General features: G+C 43.0%; 21 protein-coding genes. 7 read left to right on the top strand and 14 right to left on the bottom strand.

Going from position 1 to position 21,087, the window contains the following annotated elements; translation table 11 throughout:
• Window positions 1–188 precede the first annotated feature (188 nt).
• Window positions 189–2,804, bottom strand: a complete 2,616-nt coding sequence (gene adhE / locus NE473_RS27530) for a bifunctional acetaldehyde-CoA/alcohol dehydrogenase (RefSeq protein WP_022032212.1) — start codon at window positions 2,802–2,804, stop codon at window positions 189–191.
• 207 nt (window positions 2,805–3,011) lie between these two features.
• Window positions 3,012–3,722, bottom strand: coding sequence for a Crp/Fnr family transcriptional regulator (locus tag NE473_RS27525; RefSeq protein WP_155561005.1), 711 nt, complete (start codon window positions 3,720–3,722; stop codon window positions 3,012–3,014).
• A 251-nt stretch (window positions 3,723–3,973) separates the two neighbouring features.
• Between NE473_RS27525 and NE473_RS27520 the strand changes: the two genes are divergently transcribed.
• The 6 genes from NE473_RS27520 (at window position 3,974) to coaW (ending at window position 8,967) form a co-directional block, all read left to right on the top strand.
• A complete protein-coding gene (locus NE473_RS27520) occupies window positions 3,974–4,177 on the top strand; it encodes a cold-shock protein (protein ID WP_002605391.1) in 204 nt (67 codons plus the stop codon).
• Between the two features lie 264 nt (window positions 4,178–4,441).
• Window positions 4,442–5,272 (top strand): DUF3100 domain-containing protein, encoded by an 831-nt coding sequence (locus tag NE473_RS27515; protein ID WP_022032210.1) that lies wholly within the window; start codon window positions 4,442–4,444, stop codon window positions 5,270–5,272.
• 15 nt (window positions 5,273–5,287) lie between these two features.
• On the top strand, window positions 5,288–5,734 hold the full coding sequence (locus NE473_RS27510; protein ID WP_155561004.1) for a hypothetical protein: 447 nt from the start codon (window positions 5,288–5,290) through the stop codon (window positions 5,732–5,734).
• A 36-nt stretch (window positions 5,735–5,770) separates the two neighbouring features.
• Window positions 5,771–7,120, top strand: coding sequence for an amidohydrolase family protein (locus NE473_RS27505; RefSeq protein ID WP_155561003.1), 1,350 nt, complete (start codon window positions 5,771–5,773; stop codon window positions 7,118–7,120).
• On the top strand, window positions 7,108–7,890 hold the full coding sequence (locus tag NE473_RS27500) for a sulfite exporter TauE/SafE family protein (protein ID WP_006772625.1): 783 nt from the start codon (window positions 7,108–7,110) through the stop codon (window positions 7,888–7,890). Before NE473_RS27505 ends, NE473_RS27500 begins: the two co-directional genes overlap by 13 nt.
• A gap of 234 nt (window positions 7,891–8,124) precedes the next feature.
• A complete protein-coding gene (gene coaW, locus NE473_RS27495) occupies window positions 8,125–8,967 on the top strand; it encodes a type II pantothenate kinase (protein WP_006772626.1) in 843 nt (280 codons plus the stop codon).
• A 133-nt stretch (window positions 8,968–9,100) separates the two neighbouring features.
• Here coaW and NE473_RS27490 read toward each other — a convergent pair whose 3' ends face one another.
• From NE473_RS27490 to NE473_RS27480, 3 genes are read right to left on the bottom strand one after another with little or no spacing between them, the layout of a single operon-like run.
• A complete protein-coding gene (locus NE473_RS27490; protein ID WP_006772627.1) occupies window positions 9,101–9,604 on the bottom strand; it encodes a DUF4446 family protein in 504 nt (167 codons plus the stop codon).
• Window positions 9,605–9,630: 26 nt separating this feature from the next.
• Window positions 9,631–10,572, bottom strand: coding sequence for a ParB/RepB/Spo0J family partition protein (locus NE473_RS27485; RefSeq protein ID WP_155561002.1), 942 nt, complete (start codon window positions 10,570–10,572; stop codon window positions 9,631–9,633).
• Window positions 10,573–10,574: 2 nt separating this feature from the next.
• Window positions 10,575–11,345: a ParA family protein gene (locus NE473_RS27480; RefSeq protein WP_155561001.1), complete on the bottom strand. Its 771-nt coding sequence runs from the start codon at window positions 11,343–11,345 to the stop codon at window positions 10,575–10,577.
• 241 nt (window positions 11,346–11,586) lie between these two features.
• Here NE473_RS27480 and NE473_RS27475 point away from each other — a divergent pair, with 241 nt between their 5' ends.
• A complete protein-coding gene (locus tag NE473_RS27475) occupies window positions 11,587–12,534 on the top strand; it encodes an alpha/beta fold hydrolase (RefSeq protein WP_256265444.1) in 948 nt (315 codons plus the stop codon).
• Window positions 12,535–12,632: 98 nt separating this feature from the next.
• Here the strand turns inward: NE473_RS27475 and rsmG are convergent, their stop codons facing one another.
• The 9 genes from rsmG to NE473_RS27430 form a co-directional block, all read right to left on the bottom strand.
• The gene (gene rsmG, locus NE473_RS27470) at window positions 12,633–13,364 is read right to left on the bottom strand and encodes a 16S rRNA (guanine(527)-N(7))-methyltransferase RsmG (RefSeq protein ID WP_155561000.1); all 732 of its coding nucleotides are present in this window, start codon (window positions 13,362–13,364) and stop codon (window positions 12,633–12,635) included.
• A gap of 70 nt (window positions 13,365–13,434) precedes the next feature.
• Complete coding sequence (gene mnmG / locus NE473_RS27465) at window positions 13,435–15,342, bottom strand: tRNA uridine-5-carboxymethylaminomethyl(34) synthesis enzyme MnmG (protein WP_155560999.1); 1,908 nt, start codon at window positions 15,340–15,342, stop codon at window positions 13,435–13,437.
• A gap of 17 nt (window positions 15,343–15,359) precedes the next feature.
• A complete protein-coding gene (gene mnmE / locus NE473_RS27460; RefSeq protein WP_155560998.1) occupies window positions 15,360–16,739 on the bottom strand; it encodes a tRNA uridine-5-carboxymethylaminomethyl(34) synthesis GTPase MnmE in 1,380 nt (459 codons plus the stop codon).
• A gap of 69 nt (window positions 16,740–16,808) precedes the next feature.
• The gene (gene jag, locus NE473_RS27455) at window positions 16,809–17,477 is read right to left on the bottom strand and encodes an RNA-binding cell elongation regulator Jag/EloR (RefSeq protein ID WP_022032202.1); all 669 of its coding nucleotides are present in this window, start codon (window positions 17,475–17,477) and stop codon (window positions 16,809–16,811) included.
• Between the two features lie 12 nt (window positions 17,478–17,489).
• Complete coding sequence (locus NE473_RS27450; protein WP_006772635.1) at window positions 17,490–18,776, bottom strand: YidC/Oxa1 family membrane protein insertase; 1,287 nt, start codon at window positions 18,774–18,776, stop codon at window positions 17,490–17,492.
• Window positions 18,777–18,803: 27 nt separating this feature from the next.
• On the bottom strand, window positions 18,804–19,019 hold the full coding sequence (yidD, locus tag NE473_RS27445; protein WP_080552254.1) for a membrane protein insertion efficiency factor YidD: 216 nt from the start codon (window positions 19,017–19,019) through the stop codon (window positions 18,804–18,806).
• A 4-nt stretch (window positions 19,020–19,023) separates the two neighbouring features.
• Complete coding sequence (gene rnpA / locus NE473_RS27440) at window positions 19,024–19,371, bottom strand: ribonuclease P protein component (protein WP_006772637.1); 348 nt, start codon at window positions 19,369–19,371, stop codon at window positions 19,024–19,026.
• 149 nt (window positions 19,372–19,520) lie between these two features.
• On the bottom strand, window positions 19,521–19,655 hold the full coding sequence (gene rpmH, locus NE473_RS27435; protein ID WP_039891277.1) for a 50S ribosomal protein L34: 135 nt from the start codon (window positions 19,653–19,655) through the stop codon (window positions 19,521–19,523).
• A gap of 329 nt (window positions 19,656–19,984) precedes the next feature.
• Window positions 19,985–20,860: a hypothetical protein gene (locus NE473_RS27430; protein WP_155560997.1), complete on the bottom strand. Its 876-nt coding sequence runs from the start codon at window positions 20,858–20,860 to the stop codon at window positions 19,985–19,987.
• Between the last annotated feature and the right edge of the window lie 227 nt (window positions 20,861–21,087).

Genomic DNA, 21,087 nt, shown 5'->3' with positions numbered 1-21,087 from the left:
TCGTTAAAAATATGCTGGAAAGTGTTCATAAGACTATTATAAGAAAAAAGCAGCAAAAAGGAAGTCCCTAAATTCCCCTCATGAATGAGGGGCTAGGGGAGTTGAAGTGCCGAAGGCACTTTCTTGTCCCGCCAAACACAAAGGACCGTCCCGCGAATCGGGTACGGCCCTTTGCCACCTATTTAAACTTATTTACCGTAGTAAGCTTTTAAATACATTTCCTTGAGCTCGCTCATCAGCGGGTATCTCGGGTTAGCCCCTGTACACTGATCGTCAAATGCCTGCTCTACCATCGAGTCAAGTGTATCCAGGAAGTATTTCTCATCTACACCATACTCTTTGATCGTCTTCTTGATTCCAACTGCAGCTTTTAATTCTTCAATCTTATCGATGAATTTCTTTAATACTTCCGCATCTGTCTTGCCCTGGATTCCGCAGAAACGTCCGCATTCCGCATATCTGGCAAGTGTATGAGGATATTCATACTGCGGGAAAGTACCCATCTTGGTCGGTACTTCTGAAGCGTTGAATTCCATAACCAGCGTAATTAACAGCGCATTTGCAACGCCGTGCGGCAGGTGATGGAACGCACCCAGCTTATGCGCCATGGAGTGGCATACCCCCAGGAATGCATTGTTAAATGCCATACCGGCCATACAGGAAGCGTCAGCCATCTTGCATCTTGCCTCAACATTAGATCCATCATTATAAGCTGTCGGCAGATATTCCAGAACGTTCTTCATTGCCTTTAAAGCGAGACCGTCTGTATAATCAGAAGCCATAACAGATGCATAAGCTTCCAGAGCATGAGTCAGAACATCAACACCGGAGGCACTCGTTAAGCCCTTCGGCTGGCTCATCATGTTGTCTGCATCTACAATTGCCATCTTAGGCATTAACTCGTAGTCAGCCAGCGGATACTTAACGCCCGTATCCTGATCTGTAATAACTGCGAAGGAGGTAACCTCGGAACCTGTACCGGAAGAGGTCGGGATCGCTACGAAATACGCTTTTTCACCCATCTTCGGGAAGGTGTATACTCTCTTACGGATATCCATGAAACGCATGGCCATATCCTGGAAATCTACTTCCGGATGCTCATACATTACCCACATGATCTTACCTGCATCCATTGCAGATCCGCCGCCCAGTGCGATGATCGTATCCGGCTGGAATGCTCTCATGGCTTTGGCTCCGGCCTGTGCGTTGGCAAGCGTCGGGTCCGGCTGAACATCGGAGAATACCGTGTAAACGATGCCCATCTCATCTAATTTATCTGTAATCGGTTTTGTATATCCGTTCATGTAAAGGAAGGAGTCTGTTACAACAAATGCCCTCTTCTTGCCATATACATCCTTTAACTCGCTCAGTGCAACAGGCATACAGCCTTTTTTGAAGTAAACCTTTTCAGGATTTCTGAACCACAGCATGTTCTCTCTCCTCTCGGCAACGGTCTTGATATTTAACAGATGTTTTACACCTACATTTTCAGATACGGAGTTTCCGCCCCAGGAACCACAGCCTAATGTTAAGGATGGTGTCATCTTGAAGTTGTAGATATCACCGATACCGCCATGGGAAGAAGGAGTGTTGATTAAGATACGGCATGTCTTCATAGCTTCGGCATGCTTCATGATCTTCTCATGTTCATTTACATTCACATACAGGGAAGCCGTATGGCCATATCCGCCGTCTGCAACCAGCTGAGCAGCCTTTGCAAGCGCCTCATCAAAATCCTTAGCCTTATACATGGCAAGAACCGGAGACAGCTTCTCATGTGCAAATTCTTCTTCTATATTAACAGATTCAACCTCACCGATTAAAATCTTGGTATCTTCCGGTACATCGACACCTGCAAGCTTTGCAATGGTGTGCGCTTTCTGTCCTACGATCTTGGCATTTAAAGCGCCGTTGATGATGATGGTCTTACGAACCTTCTCAATCTCATCGTCTTTTAAGAAATAGCAGCCTCTTGCTGCAAATTCATTTCTCGCCTCATCATATACACTTTCCAGGACCGTCACTGACTGCTCGGAAGCACAGATCATACCGTTATCAAATGTCTTGGAATGGATAATGGAGTTAACTGCAAGCTTAATATTGGCTGTATCGTCGATGATAACCGGTGTATTACCTGCGCCTACGCCCAGGGCCGGCTTTCCTGAAGAGTAAGCTGCCTTCACCATTCCAGGGCCGCCTGTGGCCAGAATAATGTCTGCGCTTCTCATAACTTCGTTTGTTAATTCCAGTGAAGGAACGTCGATCCAGCTGATGATTCCTTCCGGAGCACCGGCCTTAACAGCAGCCTCTAAAACTACCTTTGCTGCTGCAATGGTACAGTTCTTCGCACGCGGATGTGGGGAAATGATGATCGCGTTTCTTGTCTTTAAAGAGATCAGTGTCTTGAAAATCGCGGTTGATGTCGGGTTTGTTGTAGGAATAACAGCTGCTACGATACCGATCGGCTCTGCCAGCTTCTTAATTCCATATGCCTTATCCTCTTCAATAATACCGCAGGTCTTTGTTTCTTTATAGGCATTGTAGATGTACTCAGCTGCGTAGTTGTTTTTGATAACCTTATCTTCCACAACACCCATGCCGGTTTCTTCCACTGCCATCTTGGCGAGAGGGAGTCTCATCTTATTGGCTGCACTTGCTGCTTCATAGAAGATCTTGTCCACCTGTTCCTGTGTGAAGGTTGCAAATTCTCTCTGAGCTTCTCTCATTGCATCCATCTTTGCAATCAAAGCGTCTACATTGTCAATGATTTCCGGAACTTTTACCTGTTCTTCTTTCTTTGCCATCCTGACTTACCTCCAGTTTTTTAATAAGTTTAATAGGTTTTTTTATGTTCGATATTTTTTTAACGAACTTTGTAGTATCATTATATGATTTCGTTAAATAATTGTCAATAATAGATTTGACAAAAAAATAACAATATCACCTCCTTTTTTATTCAAATCTAATAAATACTTTTATACTGATATAATTTCCAGTTTGAACCAGCTGAATTACCAGTGATTTGCCCCCTTTCTCAACACAGCCAGCTCTGCAATGGCCTTGGTATACTGGTCCTTATTAAATGTCAGCTTTCCCTTCACGATCCCGATCATGCCTGTATCCTTCAGCTTCTTCACCGTACGGTTCAAGGTCTTAATGTTGATTCCCAGCTCCTCCTCCAGCTGATTCCTGGTAAATGGAACGGTAATGCTCGTTTTATTGCCTGTCATATGTTTGTCCGCATACTGCACCAGATACTCCAGGAGAAGAAAGTTCGGCGGATAAAACAGTGTCGCCCCATTCTTTGAGGAAGAACGGTACAGCTTAAATGCCACCTTGCTGGCAATTAAGTACAGAAGGTCAATATCTTCCTTAATCCACCTTTCAAAGTCTTTTCTCGGCATCTGAAGAAGGACACATTCTGTAATCGTCTCCAGAGTAACGGAGGTCCTCTCCTGCCCCGCCAGGATGGTTACCTCACCGACAAAATCAATGGCTTCGTTCTTCTCGATCATATACACGTTTCCGTTCTCGAATTCATTGATGGCCCGGTGATCACCACAGCAGACAAATGCAAAATAATTCAGTTCATAATTTTTCTGGTGAATGATCTGTCCCGGTGGTATTACCTTTATGACGCAGCGGTTTTTGATATCCGGCGGCATATTCTTGACATAGTCTGTAAGCTTTGGCGCTCGTTTCAGCAATTCCTCCCAATTCATGTTCCGGCTCCTTTTCCGATGTTTTCCTTTTTCTATTATACAGCGTTAAAAAACAAATGTAAAATATGGAATAAAATAATTTTCAGAATTGCTTGACAATTTTCCATCCATGTGATAGGATAAGAGAGTATTTTAATGAGATTTTGATTCACATATTTTTGTAAGTCATTATTTTCTGATGATGATTTACAAAAATATGTGATTTTTAGTTTCAGAACAAATATAATAATTTTAATTCAGGAGGTACCTCAATGAATAAGGGTACAGTAAAATGGTTTAACAGCTCAAAGGGATATGGCTTCATCACAAACGACGAGACAGGAGAAGAAGTATTTGTTCACTTTTCCGGAATTATGACTGATGGTTATAAGTCTCTGGAAGACGGCCAGAAAGTTACTTTCGATACCACTCAGGGCAACCGTGGAATCCAGGCTGTTAACGTATACGCAGCTTAATCAGCTTCAACGCTTGAACTGATAAAGAAAGGTCTGATCAGATGTCAGGAACTCCCTGCTGTCTGCTCAGACCTTTTTTACTTCCTTTTTCTTTCATTTTCCTCTACCGTTTTAGTATTATCTTATAATATTCGAAACATTTTTCCCTGTTTTTGTGCAAAATATCTCATTTGTCCTTTTTTATCTGCTTCTCTTCCGCTAGAATGGAGCTAACAAACATATCCGAAGCGAATGTTACCATTTTACAAAAAGGAGCGTAAGTGTATGAAAAAAGAAACCTTCCAGTATTCCTCCCTAAAGGAGCGGATCAAGACAGAGTACCGCGTGTACATCTTAGCCTTCATCTTTATCCTGATTGCAGACAGCATCGGGCAGATTAAGATTCCTCTCGGCCCCGGCATGCTGATCCTGTTCCCCATCTTCTATTCCCTCTTTATGGGAATTTTATCAGGACCTCAGATCTTAAAGATTATGAAAGAGAAGGAAGTAACTGCAGCGTCAAAGCTGGTAATAGTCGCCATATGTCCTTTTATCGCAAAGCTCGGCATTAATGCAGGCGCCAGCCTCTCAACAGTGATTCAGGCCGGCCCGGCCCTCTTATTACAGGAAATCGGCAACCTGGGTACAATCTTCCTTGCCCTGCCATTTGCACTTCTCCTCGGTTTAAAGCGCGAGGCGATCGGTGCAACGCATTCCATCAACCGTGAAACCAATCTGGCTTTGATCACAGATATGTACGGACCTGATTCAGCGGAAGCCCGCGGCAGCTTATCCATTTACATAGTCGGCGGCATGATTGGTACCATCTATTTCGGATTTATGGCTACCATGGTAGCTGCTTTAAATATTTTCCATCCCTATGCACTGGGAATGGCATCCGGCGTTGGCGCCGGCATTATGATGGCGTCAGCCACAGCCAGCCTGACAGAGATTTACCCGGCTATGGCCGATAAGATATCGGCTCTTGCCAGTACCAGCGAGACACTTTCAGGAATCACCGGCATCTACGTTGCCATCTTTATAGGAATTCCGCTCTGCAACAAACTGTATGCGTTTCTGGAACCCAAAATTGCACGCCTGCGTGGAGAGAAATAAGGAGGACTGACGATTATGAGATATAAAGAATGGGGTTTTTTACTGATTATTGCCTGCCTTGGCATTATGACTGCAAACTTTGTTGGATTTAAGGTAGCGTTTCTCGATTCTCTGCCTGGTGTATGCGTGCTCCTTGTCATCTCCTGCATTGGAGTTGTATTGAGCAAGATTATTCCGTTAAAGCTTCCGATTGTAGCCTACTGCTCCATCGTGGGACTCTTAGCGGCCTGTCCGATCTCACCTCTTTCTTCTTTTGTCATTGAGTCTGCCAACAAGATTAATTTTACGGCTCCTCTGACTATGGTAGGCGCATTTGCCGGTATTTCCATCGGAAACGAAATTAAAGCATTTGCAAAACAGGGCTGGAAAATGATTATTATCGCGCTTCTGGTTATGACAGGCACCTTCTTCGGCTCGGCTCTGGTTGCCAATATCATCCTGTCTCTGACCCACGCAATCTAACTTGCCCTGACACAATTGATTTATGGAGATTATTATATGAAAGAACCTGTTTATGATATATTGATTAAGAACACCCGCATCCTCACTGAGGACATGAAGATCCGTACCGGTGTGGATGTGGCTGTGAAGGACGGTATCATTGCCTCTATCTGCGATTCCGGCTCTCACGTTCCTGCGGAGGCGGACCAGACTGTCGACGGAAGCCGTCTTCTCTGGATGCCCGGCCTGACAGACGGTCATATGCATACCTGCCAGCAGCTGCTCCGGGGGAAGATACTGGATGCACTGCCTATGATATGGACCCGGATTATGCTCCCGTTTGAGAGTACTCTGACTCCGGAGGCAGTATCCTTAAGCGCCGCTCTCTGTTCCCTGGAAATGATACGCGGCGGTACTACTGCCTTTCTTGATGCAGGCGGTATTCATATGGATCAAGCGGCCGAGGTCTATATAAAATCCGGTCTGCGCGGCGCGCTTACCCTGTCTACCATGGATGATACGAAGGTTCCTGACTCTATGAGGGCTGATGCGGCTGAATCGATTTCCCGTTTAAATGAGTATTACGATACCTGGAACGGATCCGGCGACGGAAGGCTGAGTGTCTGCTATTCACTCCGCTCCCTGATCTCCTGTTCCGAGGAACTGATTCGCGGTGTATTTGAGGCTGCTGACGAGCGCAGTGCCATGGTGGAAGCCCATATGAATGAATATCCGAATGAAATCAACTACCACCTGGAGCGATATCAGATGCGCCCTGTAGAGTATTTAGACAGCCTTGGAGTGCTCTCTGAACGTTTTGTCAGTGCACACAGCATTCTGTTGTCGGAGCATGAGATTGAGCTTATGGCAGCGCATGGAGTAAAGGCCGTCCATTGCCCATTCAGTAACTGCGGCAAAGGAGTTCCCAATACCCCACGGCTTTTGGAAAGCGGAATATCCGTCGCCTTTGGTACAGATGGAACCGCTCATGGCGGCATGAGCCTGTTCCAGGAAATGAAGATTTTCCGTTCGATTATGAATATCCGGTACGGTGTTACGGATTCAAATCCTGTAATTATGCCCGCTGAGACGATTCTCTCCATGGCACTGAAAGGCGGGAGCAGCGTTTTAGGTTTACATAATAGAGCGGGTGTATTAAAAGAAGGCTGCTGTGCGGATTTCATCGCAATTGACTTAGACCAGCCCCATCTCTACCCTACCAATAATCTGGTGCACACCCTGGTAGAGAGTGTTTCTTCTCAGGATGTAATTCATTCTGTTGCTGCTGGGAAATTTCTGATGAAGAACAGGGAGATTCTCACGCTGGATGAAGAAAAAATACGCTTTGAGGCGCATTCCTGGCTTACGAAAAACCATCTTATGGAGGACGAATTATGTTACCGGTAATAGCAGTCATGAACCTGATTGTCGGCACTCTGGTAGGAGTCTCCGGCATTGCCGGATTCCTGCTTCCCATTGTATTTACGGGCTATTTAGGCATGGATTTAAGTCTCTCTTTGGCCTTAAGCTTTATTTCCTTCCTCACCTCGGGAATCATTGGTTCCTACCGCTATCAGAAGCAGGGACAGATGGATATAAAATTCGGGGTTCTGGTAGGAGCAGGAAGTATAGCGGGAGCGGTACTTGGTGTTAAGCTTAACTTTATGATTCCACTGACTACTGCCAAGATGTTTCTCTATCTGGTCGTACTGGCTTCCGGTCTTTCTATTTTACTTAAGAAAGAAAAACCAGAGACTAAGTCAGAGACACCACAGGAAGCCCAGCCAGCCTCTCCGGTTTATACCGGGTTACTTGCCAACAAGCCATTCGTACTGTTGTTCGGTTTTATTACAGGCGCTATCTGCTCTCTTTCCGGTGCAGGCGGCCCGATTCTTGTTATGCCAATCCTGGTTACGCTTGGCATGCCGGTCCGGACAGCCGTTGGTGTCAGCCTGTTCGACTCCATTTTTATTGCACTTCCGGCCTGTGTTGGATACCTCTCCAATTGTCCCAGAGAAGGGCTTTTGGTTCTCTGTCTGGTCAGCTTTATATGCCAGGCGATCGGCGTCTTCTTCGGCGCCGGACAGGCAGGACGCATTAATGTAAAAATTCTAAAGAAGGGTGTGGCCGTCTTTTCAATTGCCATCGCCGTTTATATGATCATTGGATTGATTTAAAAACTTTGCATTCTGAATAATCTATGATATACTAGGGTCACTGAAAACAGTGACCCGTTTATTTTTGCATACAATTGTCGAATACACACGCCAGCATCTCCCTTCACAACTGCCGCCGGGGTAAAAAACCGCAGCTTGCGGCGCTGCAGATTTGATGTATGACTGCCTGCGGCAAAGTTTTTGATCTTTATACAGCATGCGTGTCACTGCTACAATCAAAGGAGATTCTTGCTTATGGGAATTATCATAGGAATTGATATTGGAGGAAGTACCACTAAAATTGTTGGTTTTGATAATAATAACCTGAAAATTCCAACATTCGTGAAAGCTAATAATCCTATCGCATCTCTCTTCGGTGCTTTTGGAAAATTTATTTACGACAATGCAATACAACTGGGTGATATTGAAAAGATCATGATTACAGGAGTAGGAAGCGCCAATGTAGAACAGCCGCTTTATGGAATTCCTACTTTTAAGGTAGATGAGTTTACATCCAACGGATTAGGCGGCCGCTACTTTACCGGCCTGAATGATCTAATTGTTGTCAGCATGGGGACCGGTACCTCTTTTGTCCAGGTAAACGGCGATAAAATCGTACATACCGGTGGTATCGGTATCGGCGGCGGCACGATTATTGGCCTGTCCAGCCTTCTCTTAAAAACCCAGGAGATCAGTAAAATTATGGAACTTGCAAGCGGCGGCGATTTAAGCCACGTAGATTTACAGATCTGTGATATATCAAAGGAAGCGCTGCCGGGACTTCCTCTTACAGCCACAGCCTCCAATTTTGGCAAGGTAAGAGGGCAGGTCAATGAAGAGGATATTGCCATCGGCCTCATTAACATGGTGCTTCAGGCAATTGGAAAATCCGCTATTCTTTCCTCTCTCAACAGTGAGATCAACAACTTCGTCATGATCGGGAATCTTGCGAAATTCCCTCAGTGTAAGGATATTTTCTGTTCTCTGGAAACCATGTTTGATGTTCATTTTATTATACCGGAACAGGCAGAGTATGGAACCGCAATTGGTGCTGCTCTGACAGAATCGCACCATGCGAATATGACTGAGATTCTCTAAATACAAAACCCCTTTTCATTTGTGAGGAATCATCTCCTCCCAAATGAAAAGGGGTTTTTATTTCACTACACGGTTTGTCCTTGTATTACAGAAATCAGCCAGGGTGACAAAGTCAGTGTATCTGGATTCAACTCTAATGGTATCCCAGTGCCTGCTCCAGAGCGTCTTTTTCTTCACTTCCTAACAACACATCTGTCTCTCCCCGTTCTACTTCCTTTATATAGACGTAGCAGCCTTCCCTGCTGTGTACAGAGTTCAAAACAAAACCTGTGTTGGTATAATCAAGAAGAGCCATTGCAAAGCTCAAATTTCCGCCCATACCTTTAAAAGCATTGTATTTCACGAGACCAAATTTCTGGAAAGCGCTTCTGTAATTCTTGTTTGTATTGCGGATCGAGTCTTTATTTGCACGGTCTTCCGCTTTCAGCGCCTCGATATCCCCCATCTGCTCCATGATGATCTCCTCAAGGGTTTCCGCGTCCTTACCTCTCATAAAATAATCGTATCTGCGGTAAAGCCGTCTCATCTGAATCAGGCAGATGATTACGATAATCAACAATATTAGTGTAAGTACAGCCAACCCCAGAATCATATAGCCCGGGTCGACCGGCCATAAATCCATCATACTGTTTTCCATTTCTTTCGTCCTCACTTCCGTTACTACTATCTTATGGATTCTATCAATTCTACTATTCTTTCCAATTCTGACTCAGAATAGTACTCAATTTCTACTCTTCCTTTATTTTTGTCTTTTCTGTTAATGCTTACTTTCGTTCCCATTGCAGATTTCATCCGTTCTTCCAGATCACGGAAAATCAAAGTAAGACTCTCATCTTCCACTTTCTTTTCTTTGGGATTTTTCTTTTTTGATAACGATTTAACAAGCTTTTCTGTTTCTCTTACACTCAGATTCTCAGCAATAATCTTGCCTGCCAGTTCATACTGAAGTTGTCCATCCTCTACCGACAGCAGTGCACGCGCGTGTCCGCCAGTAATCTGGTTTTGAACCAGCAGATCCTGTACCCGTTCATCCAGCTTCAGTAATCTCATACTGTTCGTAATGGTTACACGGTTTTTACCGACTCTGGCCGCAATCTCCTCCTGCTTCAGTTCGAATTCCTGAATTAAGCGCTGATAAGCTTTAGCCTCCTCAATCGGATTCAAATCTTCACGCTGGACATTTTCTATGAGGGCAATCTCCATGGTTTGTTGTTTCGTATACTCACGGATCACGACCGGAACTTCCTTCAGTCCCGCCAGCTTTGCCGCTCTCCAACGGCGTTCACCTGCGATTATTTCATAATAATCGCCTTTTTTCTGTACCAGAAGCGGCTGTAATACTCCATATACTTTCATGGATTCAGCCAGTTCCTCCATTGCCTCCTCGTTAAAGTCCTTTCTGGGCTGTTCCCGATTTGGCTCTATGGCTGTAACTTTTACCATTAACTCCTTGCCAATATCATTTTCTTCCTCTTTTTTTTCCGGTTCCTGAGCACTCTTACTCTTAGCCTGATGTTTTGCTTCCTGCTCTTCCGCTGCAGATTCCATTACTTCATCTCCGAATATTGCTCCAAGACCTTTTCCTAATCCTGTTCGTTTCGCCATAACTAAATATCTTCCCCTCTGCTTATCACTTCAGCTGCTAACAGCCTGTAACTTTCCGCGCCTGCCGATCTGGAATCATATAAGTTAATCGGCATTCCATGACTTGGCGCTTCCGCAAGTCTGACGTTCCTCGGTATAATTGTTTTGTAAATATTTTGATTCAAATTATTTTTTACACTCTCCACAACTTCCAATGACAAATTCGTCCTGGCATCATACATGGTAAATACAACTCCTTCCATCTCTAACGATGGATTCAGCTTCTTTTTTACCAGATTAACTGTTTTTAACACCTGATTTAAACCTTCCAATGCATAATATTCGCATTGAATGGGCACCAATACAGTATTGGCAGCCGTCAGGGCATTGATCGTTAATAAGTTTAATGATGGTGGACAGTCTATGATGATGAAATCATAGTTGTTCTGGATTTTAGAAAGATATGTCTTTAGAAGAACTTCTTTATTTTCTATTTCTAACAGTTCTATTTCAGCTCCAGCCAGGTCTACATTGGAAGGCAGTAGATCCAGGTTTTCCTGCATATTAGAAATAAGACATTCCTCAATATCACACTCTCCAACCAGCAAATCATAAACGGTTTTATCGATTTCGCCCTTTTCAATTCCAAGGCCGCTTGTGGCATTACCCTGGGGATCAAAATCTACAGTTAATACTTTTTGTCCTGATTCTGCCAGACATGCGGACAGATTAATTGCGGTCGTCGTCTTACCGACACCGCCTTTTTGGTTTGCAATAGCAATAATTCTACCCATTTTTATATTTCCTCTCCCTGAAGCAACCGGAAAATACGGTTCAAAATAGAGTATAGCACATTTCAATTCTTTTTCCTATGCTTTATAAAAAAAAATAGAGAAATAGGATAAAAATGTTTCACGTGAAACATTTTTCTTAAGATTAAGAATTTTTTAATATGTTCCCCGTTGTAACTGGGATTCTATTATATTATAATAGGTATATATCTTGTACGGACTGGTGCATGGAATGGAGGAAATCATGAAAACAAAAAATAAATTACTTACACTGCTAACCCTGGCAGCCGGCGCTGCTGCTACTGCAGTAATCAATAAATGTATTAAAGTATCTGCCACCTCCAAAAATATTCTGGCAGAATCTAAATCACTTTGTTATAAATGGCGCTTTGGAAATATCCATTATACAAAAACAGGATCAGGAAAACCTATTTTACTGGTTCATGATTTAACAGCATTTTCCAGTGGCTATGAGTGGACGCAACTGGTTAATTATTTAAAAGATCAATATACCGTATATACAATTGATTTGTTAGGCTGCGGACGATCAGAAAAACCCGATTTGACTTATACGAATTTCCTATATGTACAATTACTGTCCGACTTTATTAAATCAGAAATCGGGCATCGAACAAATGTAATCACTTCCGGTGCCTCAGCTGCTCTTGTAATTATGGCCTGCAATCAGTCATCAGAGTTATTTGATCAAATCATGCTGATTAATCCGGACAGTCTTATTACATGCAGTCAGATACCGAATAAGCATGCAAAAGTTTATAAGTTTATTCTCGACCTTCCAATTATCGGAACTTTATTATATCACATTGCATCCAGCAAACAGGCCATTACAGAGGAATTCACACGGGATTATTACTTTAATCCGTATTCAGTAAAATCTTCCTATGTAGATGCTTACTATGAAGCAGCACATTTGGGTGAGTCTCCGAAATCGCTGTATGCCAGTGTAAAGTGTAATTATACGAAATGTAATATAGTCAATGCATTGAAGAAAATAGATAACAGTATTTATATTGTCGGAGGAACTGCTATGGATTCTATCAAGCAGCTGATTGGAGAATATCATGAATATAATCCTGCGATTGAAAGTTCGTTGATCAGTGAATCCAAGTATCTACCACAATTGGAAAATCCTATGGAGTTATACAAAACCATCCAAATGTTTTTTGTATAATTATAGAAAGAAATAGGATTTATTTTACTCTCGTTCTCTGGATGGTTTTGCCATTATAAAAGCGGATGTTTCACGTGAAACATCCGCTTCTCATTTACTCACTTTAAAGGTTCTTTACCAGGTACCCCTGCTTTGCGTGGATACCTTTTTGATATCTCACTTACTTTTTCAATCTTTATTAATGTACGCTCTGCTTCTGCTCCATCCAACGTAAAACTTTCAATCCTGTTAACTTTTCCACCAAGTAAAAAAATCGCATGTTTCGCAGACGAAAGCTCCTCTTCTATTTTCCCTGATTTATAGGAAATAAAGAAACCACCGGGTTTAACAAAAGGCATACAGTATTCCGAAAGTGTTGATAAATTGGCAACTGCTCTGGACACCGAGAGATCATATTGTTCCCTGTAATCTTTATCTCTTCCTAAATCCTCGGCTCTGCTATGCACCGCAGTAATTTCTTTCAACCCTAATTGCTCAATCACTTCATTTAAAAACTTTATTCTTTTATTCAGTGAATCCATTAAGGTTATTTTTAATTGTGGAAATGCAATTTTCAACGGAATTCCAGGAAATCCAGCTCCGGTACCTATATCGATGATTTTATATTCCTTCGTGGATATTTCTCCCATTGCTTTCACCAGGGCCAGACTATCAACAAAATGCTTTGTAATCACCTCATTCTGATCTGTAATTGCTGTCAGATTCATGACCTTATTCCATTCATCTAATAATTCATAATATTGGTAAAATTGATTTATTTGTGAATTTTCTAAAATAATAGAAAATTGATTCAATTCTCGATTTAATCTATCCTTAAATTCTGCCGTCATCTTACACTTCCTTCCACATCTTCTTATATTCCCTCAAATCATGCTGGCTTCTGTTCCTTACTATTGCTCCTTACTTTTCTTCACTCTTTTCGTCCCGTTTTTGATAACGCAGCTGCTCTAAATGAACCAGAAGAACAGAGATATCAGCAGGGGATACACCGGAGATTCTGGATGCCTGTCCTATCGACATGGGTCTGTATAAATCCAGCTTCTGTACTGCTTCCTTCCGAAGACTCTTTACACTGCTGTAATCAAAGTCTGCATCCAGTTTTTTATTTTCCAGTTTTTTATATTGAGCCACCTGTTGTTTCTGGCGCCGGATATAACCGTCATATTTTATATTTATGTCAACCTGTTCTATGACATCCACCGGTAATTCTGGTCTTTTAGAATCTAATTCAGTTAACATAACATAGTTCAGTTCCGGTCTTCTAATCAGTTCAGCCAGCGTCGTTCCTGTTTTTAAAAGAGTACTTCCATTTCTTTCCAAAAACTCCTGAACTTCTTTTGATGCACCGATATTGGTGCTTTCCAGACGCTTTATCTCCGTCTCAATAGCTGACTCCTTTTTCAAAAGCTTCTCATACTGCTCATCACTGACAAGGCCGATTTCGTGACCAATCCCCATCAGACGCAGGTCGGCATTATCCTGACGCAGAAGCAGACGATACTCTGCCCGGGATGTCATCATGCGGTAAGGCTCATGGTTTTCCTTCGTCACCAGATCATCAATCAGAACACCAATATATGCCTGAGACCGGTCCAGAACAAAACTCTCTCTCCCCAAAACCTTCATAGACGCGTTTACACCGGCCATAAAGCCCTGTACCGCCGCTTCTTCATAGCCGGAACTGCCGTTAAACTGGCCGCCGCTGAACAGGCCGCTGATGGTCTTAAATTCCAGCGTGGCTTTCAGCTGACGGGAATTAATGCAGTCATACTCAATTGCATATGCATTCCGAACGATTTTTACATGCTCCAGTCCCGGAACGGTCCGGTACATCGCGTGCTGCACATCCTCCGGAAGAGAACTCGACATACCGCCCAGGTACATTTCATTGGTATACAATCCTTCCGGCTCCACGAAGACCTGGTGACGGTTCTTATCCGGGAACTTTACCACCTTGTCTTCAATCGAAGGACAATATCTGGGGCCCGTTCCCTCAATCGCACCGGAAAACAGCGGAGACCGATCGAGATTGGCCCGTATAATCTCATGGGTTTTCTCGCTGGTGTACGTCAACCAACAGGAAACCTGCTCCTTCTGGATGGTTTCCGGGTCCGTAGAGAAAGAAAACGGTACTATTTTTTTATCCCCAAACTGCTCTTCCATCCTGGAAAAATCAATGCTGCGTTTGTCCACTCTGGCCGGTGTTCCCGTCTTAAACCGATACATTTCAATACCGTGTTCCTTCAGTGAATCCGTCAGATGATTCGCCGCCTGAAGACCATTAGGCCCTGTGGCATTGCTCACATCGCCGTAGATGCATCTTGCTTTTAAATACGTTCCAGTAGCCAAAACAGCCGCTTTACAGTGATATACCGCTCCTGAAAATGTCTTTACCCCGGTAAGAACACCATTTTCTACAATTATATCGGTCACCTCAGCCTGGCGAATGGTAAGGTGATCCGTATTTTCCAGTGTATTTCTCATTTCCCTGGAGTAATTCTGCTTATCCGCCTGAGCCCGCAGGGAATGAACCGCGGGTCCCTTCGATTCATTCAGCATTTTAGACTGAATAAAAGTCTTATCAATGTTCTTTCCCATCTCTCCGCCCAGGGCATCCAGCTCTCTTACCAGATGTCCCTTGGAGCTGCCGCCTATATTGGGATTGCAGGGCATCAGCGCGATACTGTCCACGCTGACTGTAAACATGATGGTCTCAAGTCCCAGTCTGGCTGCAGCCAGAGCCGCCTCACAGCCGGCATGTCCGGCTCCAACCACCACAACGTCATATGATTCTTCTAAATTTGGCATAACAACCTTCCTTCTCTCTATTTGCCCATACAGAACTTACTGAATATCTCATGAACCAGATCGTCTTCCACCGCTTCGCCTATAATGAGGCCCAGCTGCTCGTAAGCATCCATCAAGTCGATGGAATAGAAATCCTCCGGCATACCGTTTTGGATGCTCTGCTCCACCATTTCCAGGCTGCTGTACGCCTGTTCCAGTGCATTCTTATGTCTTACATTCGTAATCGTGACTTCATCATTAAAATCAATCTCACCATGATAAAACATGGTTTTAATCTCATCCTCCAAAAGTTCAATTCCTACCCGTTCTTTTGCAGAAATGGCAATCACACTATGTGCCGTCCTGGAAGCCAGCATATCAGCAGTGATTTCCATTGTCAGATCCGATTTATTCAAAAGTACGACTGCTTTTCTGTCTTTGATAAACTTAAGAATCTCCTCGTCGTTTTCATCAAGAGGGCAGGAACCATCCACCACATAGATAATTAAGTCGGCGGCATCGGCAGCATTTCTTGCCTTCTCCACTCCGATTTTTTCTACTATATCATCCGTATCTCGAATTCCCGCAGTATCAATCACATTCAGTGTAATATCTTCCAGACGGATGGTTTCCTCCAGCGTATCCCTTGTGGTACCCGCTACATCCGTGACGATGGCTCTCTCTTCTCCCACCAGAACATTCAGCAGAGAAGATTTTCCCGCATTGGGCTTTCCCAGAATTACAGTCTTAATCCCCTCAGTCATCACTCTGCCGTTATCAGCTGAACGGATCAGCTTCCATAAGCCTTCCTTCAGCCCCTGAATCACCGATAACAGTGACTCTCCATATCCATCCAGAGATATATGCTCCGGATCATCCAGCGCCGATTCGATAAACGCAATCTGATAGATAATCTGCTCCCGCAGTTTCTTTACCGCATTTGAAACTGCTCCATCCAGCTGGCTGACAGAGGCCTTTAACGCGTAATCATTTTTGGAATTGATCACATCGATGACCGCTTCCGCCTGGGCCAGATCGATTCGCCCGTTTAAAAACGCCCTCTTCGTAAATTCTCCGGGCTCTGCGGGCCTTGCTCCATATTTTAAAACCGTTTCCAGTATTTTCTTCGTAATCAAAACACCGCCGTGACAATCAATCTCAACCGTGTCCTCGGCCGTGAAACTCTTCGGTCCCCTCATTAACATGACCAGAACCTCATCAATGATTTCATCACCATCTGCGATATACCCGTAATGGATGGTATGGGAAGGAGCATCCGATAACTTCCTGCTGTTTTTCCCTTTTCCCCTGTAAATCTTATCTATAATTGTAAATGCCTCATCCCCGCTGATCCTGACGATTCCGATTCCTGAACTGCTCATGGCAGTGGCAATTGCTGCAATTGTATTCATCTTCATATTTTTCACCTGAAAAAGAAAAGGGGTGAGGTGCCTTCCGACAGCCCCAACCCCTCAATCGACGTTACTCTATTTTTCTCTGTTATCCTGATAGCGGTCCTTCTTCGAGTAATCCTTTTTTAAGGAAATCACTACGTGGCGGAAGGGCTCTTCACCCTCGCTTCGTGTCACTACATACTTATCATTCTGAAGCGCGGAATGGATAATTCTTCTTTCATATGGATTCATAGGCTCCAGCGATACGGAACGTCTCGTTCTCTTCACTTTATATGCGATATTCTTAGCCAGTGTTTCCAGTGTCTCTTTTCTTCTCTCACGGTAATTCTCTGTATCCAGCTTAACCCGGATATAATCTTCACTCTCCCTGTTTACAACGAGACTTACGAGATACTGCAGAGAATCCAGGGTCTGACCGCGTTTTCCAATCAGTATTCCCATATCGTCGCCTGCTAAATTGATAGAAAGTTCTTTTTCCTCCTGATTAAAAGCGGTTTCGATATTCACGCCCATATCCATGGCGCCGAACACCTCTCCGAGAAATGCGATCGCCTTATCATCTATAGTCTCTTTCTTTCTTGCACGAATGATGGCCGGTTTGGAACCGATGAATCCCAGAATTCCACTGTTTCCTTTATCAACAATCTCATACTCCAGCTTATCGCTGGTCGTTTCCAATTCGATTAATGCCTTCGTAATTGCTTCATCTACGGTTTTAGCTGAAACTGTAATCATATCCATCCGGAACCCCTCCTATTTACTGTGCTTTTCGTTATATTTCTGAACCATGCGTGCCTTTGCAGAAATACTGTTGGGATTGGCTGCTCCGCTGCTGTAATAATCATTGGAGGCCTTCATCTGCTCCTGTGTTCTCTCAATCTTCTTCAGTCTGTCGGCTTCCTCTTTCTCATTCGCTGCCTGAATGCTCTTTAAATTGGCTGTTGCATTCTGTGCCACCTTCTGCGGAGGAAGTCCCTTTTTAGCGCGCTTCTTGTTTGCCTTTTCAACGTTCTGTTTTACCATTTCATCGATATCAATTCTGTCCATATAACGATTTACTAATACCTGCTGGATAACCTGGAATACACTGGATGCAATCCAGTAAATACCAATACCGGAAGCAAAGGTAAAGCAGAAGAATACAGACATCAGAGGCATCATGGTATTCATCATCTTCATGGACTGAGCCATGGAATTACCATCATCATTACCGGTTGAAGGCTGATTCACTGTCATTAACCTTGCACTTAACCACTGGGATAAACCTGCAAGAATCGGAATTAAGATTGCCAGACTGAAATGAAATCCTCCGGTAAATCCATTGGGGAACATAACGCTAAACGGTGTGCTCGCCAGATTGATTCCCAGGAAAGAGTTCATATGCTCAATCTTTGCAGCATTTTCCACGATCGTTCCCTGAATACTCGGAAATAAATCCTGAAGCGCCGACCACTGAGTCGGATTCAACTGGTAAAGAAAATCTACAAGGCCATTGTTTGTAGCCATATCCTTTACCATAGCCATATTGACTTTATTATCCGTTGCAAACTGGGTCAGCATTCCCACATGATCCACGCCAAGAGATGTAATAGATGTCACTACATTCATAAATACATCCTTAACACTGGATACGTAGGCCGGAATATGGTAAATAACCTGATACAGTGCGAACAGAATCGGCATCTGGATCACGAGCTGTAAACAGCCGCCCGTCATGGATGTACCGTATTTTTCATATAAAGCCTGGATTTCCACGTTCTGCTTCATCATGGATTCCTGGTCTTTTTTCCCTTTATACTTTGCCTGAATGGCATTCAGTTCCGGCTGCATAATACTCATCAGCTTCGATGACTTCTGCTGTTTTAAAGTCAGTGGGAACATAAGAAGTTTTGTTACAAGAGTAAATAAGATAATACATAAACCGATGTTCTGGATTCCGAAAATACTGGTCAGCTTAAACAGCCAATCCATAATAATGCCCAGAACAGTTGCGAACGGCCCCAAAATGCCTCCGACTTTCGTGAGTACTAAAAATTCCAATGAACTACCTCCTCAAATTCCTGTCTTTTACGGAACTGGATCATAACCGCCTTTTGCAAAAGGATGACACCGAAGTATCCTTTTACAAGCCAAAAATGTACCTTTAAACACACCATACTTTTGCAGTGCCTCAATGGCGTATTGAGAACACGTAGGCGTGTAAATGCAGTGAGTTCTTACTTTCAGCGGGGAAAGAAATTTCTGGTAACCCCGAATCAACAGTATCATGATTTTCTTTACCATAAGATCACTTCGATTCTTTTTTTAAAATGTTATGCAGTCCGCATAAGTGCAGATACGCACTCTCGATTGAATGATAATTTTCTTCTTTTGCCGCCGCTCTGGCGACGACCACGATGTCTAACCCTGTCTCTGTCATGTCTTCATGAAGCCTGAAGCTTTCTCTCAATAATCTGGTTATATGATGCCGGACCACACTGTTGCCAACTTTTTTGCTGACCGAAATCCCAATTCTGGTTTCCGGCCTGTCCGTCTTTTTCACATACATGACAAGTAACTTGTTTGCATAGGATTTCCCGGTCTGGTATACTTCCTGAAAATCCCGGTTTTTTTTAATCGAATTAAAATGTTTCATGAACTCCCTCTGCCTGGCTCGCCGCTCACGGAAATGAAGAAAAGAAAAGGCCACAATTACTTGCGGCCTGGTCCATCATTTCCCCTGAACGCATGTGAAGGGGCTTTTCCATGATTCCCCCGTACAAAATGCGAGGGGCTTTTCTTTCCTTAAGCTGATAATTTCGCTCTACCTTTTGCTCTTCTGGAAGCTAAAACTTTTCTTCCGCCTGGAGTGCTCATTCTGGCTCTGAAACCATGAACTTTAGATCTCTGTCTATTCTTCGGCTGAAACGTCATCTTCATATCTACGGACACCTCCTCTTATTACAATAGCTTATCATAGCAATATGAATAAACATATTGAGACTATTTTAGTTAAACATCGTTTCAATTATATAGAAGAAATAAGGGTTCGTCAAGCTAAAAATGCTATTTTTTCTTATAAAATAAGGGTTATACCATAAAATGTATGGATATCAAAAATCTGTTACTATATTTTGTATCTATATTTGTATCTATTTTTTGTATCTATATTTTATATCAAAAAAACAGGCGGCCGGAATCCTGTTTCCGGCTACCTGTTTTCTATGACTTTTTACTCAATGATTTCTTTACCAATCAATTCCTTCCTCTTATGAATTGATCATTTTCTCAATTTTTTCAAGAGAAATATTCAGCTCTCTGGCTGCTTCCTTTGGAGATTTCCCTTTTAAGAGGAGCTTTAAGACCTTCACTTCCTCGCCTTTTTCTTCTGCTTCTTTCTGCTTTTCCTCTATTTCCTTCTCTTTTTGTTCAATTTTCTGCTCTTTTTCTCTCAGTTCCTTCTTATGCTCCATCTCAATTACATCAATATCCAGAATCAACGCCTCTTCCACCGCTTCGCTCACTCCTTCATCTGAAACTTCCTGATACCGATCATAAATATGATGGTATAACTGCAGAGTCATATTTTTTAATTTACGGCCATCAGTTGGTGTTATATTTCCTGCTTTTACATTCACTTCTATTGATCCAATTATATCATGGGTAACAAGGTATTTCAACGCCTCCAGATTCTCTTTTGTCCTCTTTTTTTCCATTGACTTTTTAAGTTTCAAAAGCTGAAACGGTATCAGAATAATCATATTTCTATTCTGAAGTTCTTCCGGAGACAATGAAAGATACTTTATAACAGGTACCTTATAAATATAAGTACCACTATTTCCAAACCGGATTGTTAAGTCTCTCTCATCTGGTTCAGACTTCCCTTCATACAGGCAGATCAAAACCGGATCCGGAAATTCCAGTACATTTTCCTCTCTTCTGATTTTAATAGCATGATGAAATCCATATTCAAAAATACGGAATGTAATACTGCCATCCTCATGCTCCGTCCAGTTATAAGTCACTTTACTATCCATCGGATGATTCACCCCAAACGTCCCATTTATAAATTGGATAATCGCACGGTTTGACAGCGTCAGGCACTTTTTAGCCACGCGGTCATACATATCGTGATATTGGTTCATTGCATACTTTTCCTTTCTCTTTTGTTTTTTAGCATAAAAAATACATTAGCGTTACCTATCCATATGCATCCGCCGCCTTTCCATATTTACCTGAGATATTAAATTATTTTTTGAATATGTTTGGAGGAACCTCCATGAAATTACCTGACTGCCACAGCCGTTCTGCACGGGCGGCATACTAAAAATTAGATATTTATTACTAAATCATGATTCTGAATCCTTGTGGA

Origin of the sequence: Hungatella sp. SL.1.14, from assembly GCF_024460495.1 — a bacterium.
Lineage (GTDB): Bacteria > Bacillota > Clostridia > Lachnospirales > Lachnospiraceae > Hungatella > Hungatella hathewayi.
This window is presented reverse-complemented; position numbering and strand designations above follow the sequence as displayed.

Bases quoted from the DNA above. Each gene is read 5' to 3' on its own strand.
- NE473_RS27475 (WP_256265444.1), top strand. From the start codon at position 11,587: ATGAAAACAAAAAATAAATTACTTACACTGCTAACCCTGGCAGCCGGC.
- NE473_RS27515 (WP_022032210.1), top strand. From the start codon at position 4,442: ATGAAAAAAGAAACCTTCCAGTATTCCTCCCTAAAGGAGCGGATCAAG.
- mnmG (WP_155560999.1), bottom strand. From the start codon at position 15,342: ATGCCAAATTTAGAAGAATCATATGACGTTGTGGTGGTTGGAGCCGGA.
- rsmG (WP_155561000.1), bottom strand. From the start codon at position 13,364: ATGACGGCAGAATTTAAGGATAGATTAAATCGAGAATTGAATCAATTT.
- NE473_RS27520 (WP_002605391.1), top strand. From the start codon at position 3,974: ATGAATAAGGGTACAGTAAAATGGTTTAACAGCTCAAAGGGATATGGC.
- NE473_RS27500 (WP_006772625.1), top strand. From the start codon at position 7,108: ATGTTACCGGTAATAGCAGTCATGAACCTGATTGTCGGCACTCTGGTA.
- NE473_RS27525 (WP_155561005.1), bottom strand. From the start codon at position 3,722: ATGAATTGGGAGGAATTGCTGAAACGAGCGCCAAAGCTTACAGACTAT.
- NE473_RS27480 (WP_155561001.1), bottom strand. From the start codon at position 11,345: ATGGGTAGAATTATTGCTATTGCAAACCAAAAAGGCGGTGTCGGTAAG.
- rpmH (WP_039891277.1), bottom strand. From the start codon at position 19,655: ATGAAGATGACGTTTCAGCCGAAGAATAGACAGAGATCTAAAGTTCAT.
- NE473_RS27430 (WP_155560997.1), bottom strand. From the start codon at position 20,860: ATGAACCAATATCACGATATGTATGACCGCGTGGCTAAAAAGTGCCTG.
- NE473_RS27505 (WP_155561003.1), top strand. From the start codon at position 5,771: ATGAAAGAACCTGTTTATGATATATTGATTAAGAACACCCGCATCCTC.
- NE473_RS27510 (WP_155561004.1), top strand. From the start codon at position 5,288: ATGAGATATAAAGAATGGGGTTTTTTACTGATTATTGCCTGCCTTGGC.
- NE473_RS27485 (WP_155561002.1), bottom strand. From the start codon at position 10,572: ATGGCGAAACGAACAGGATTAGGAAAAGGTCTTGGAGCAATATTCGGA.
- NE473_RS27490 (WP_006772627.1), bottom strand. From the start codon at position 9,604: ATGGAAAACAGTATGATGGATTTATGGCCGGTCGACCCGGGCTATATG.
- jag (WP_022032202.1), bottom strand. From the start codon at position 17,477: ATGGATATGATTACAGTTTCAGCTAAAACCGTAGATGAAGCAATTACG.
- coaW (WP_006772626.1), top strand. From the start codon at position 8,125: ATGGGAATTATCATAGGAATTGATATTGGAGGAAGTACCACTAAAATT.
- yidD (WP_080552254.1), bottom strand. From the start codon at position 19,019: ATGGTAAAGAAAATCATGATACTGTTGATTCGGGGTTACCAGAAATTT.
- rnpA (WP_006772637.1), bottom strand. From the start codon at position 19,371: ATGAAACATTTTAATTCGATTAAAAAAAACCGGGATTTTCAGGAAGTA.
- adhE (WP_022032212.1), bottom strand. From the start codon at position 2,804: ATGGCAAAGAAAGAAGAACAGGTAAAAGTTCCGGAAATCATTGACAAT.
- mnmE (WP_155560998.1), bottom strand. From the start codon at position 16,739: ATGAAGATGAATACAATTGCAGCAATTGCCACTGCCATGAGCAGTTCA.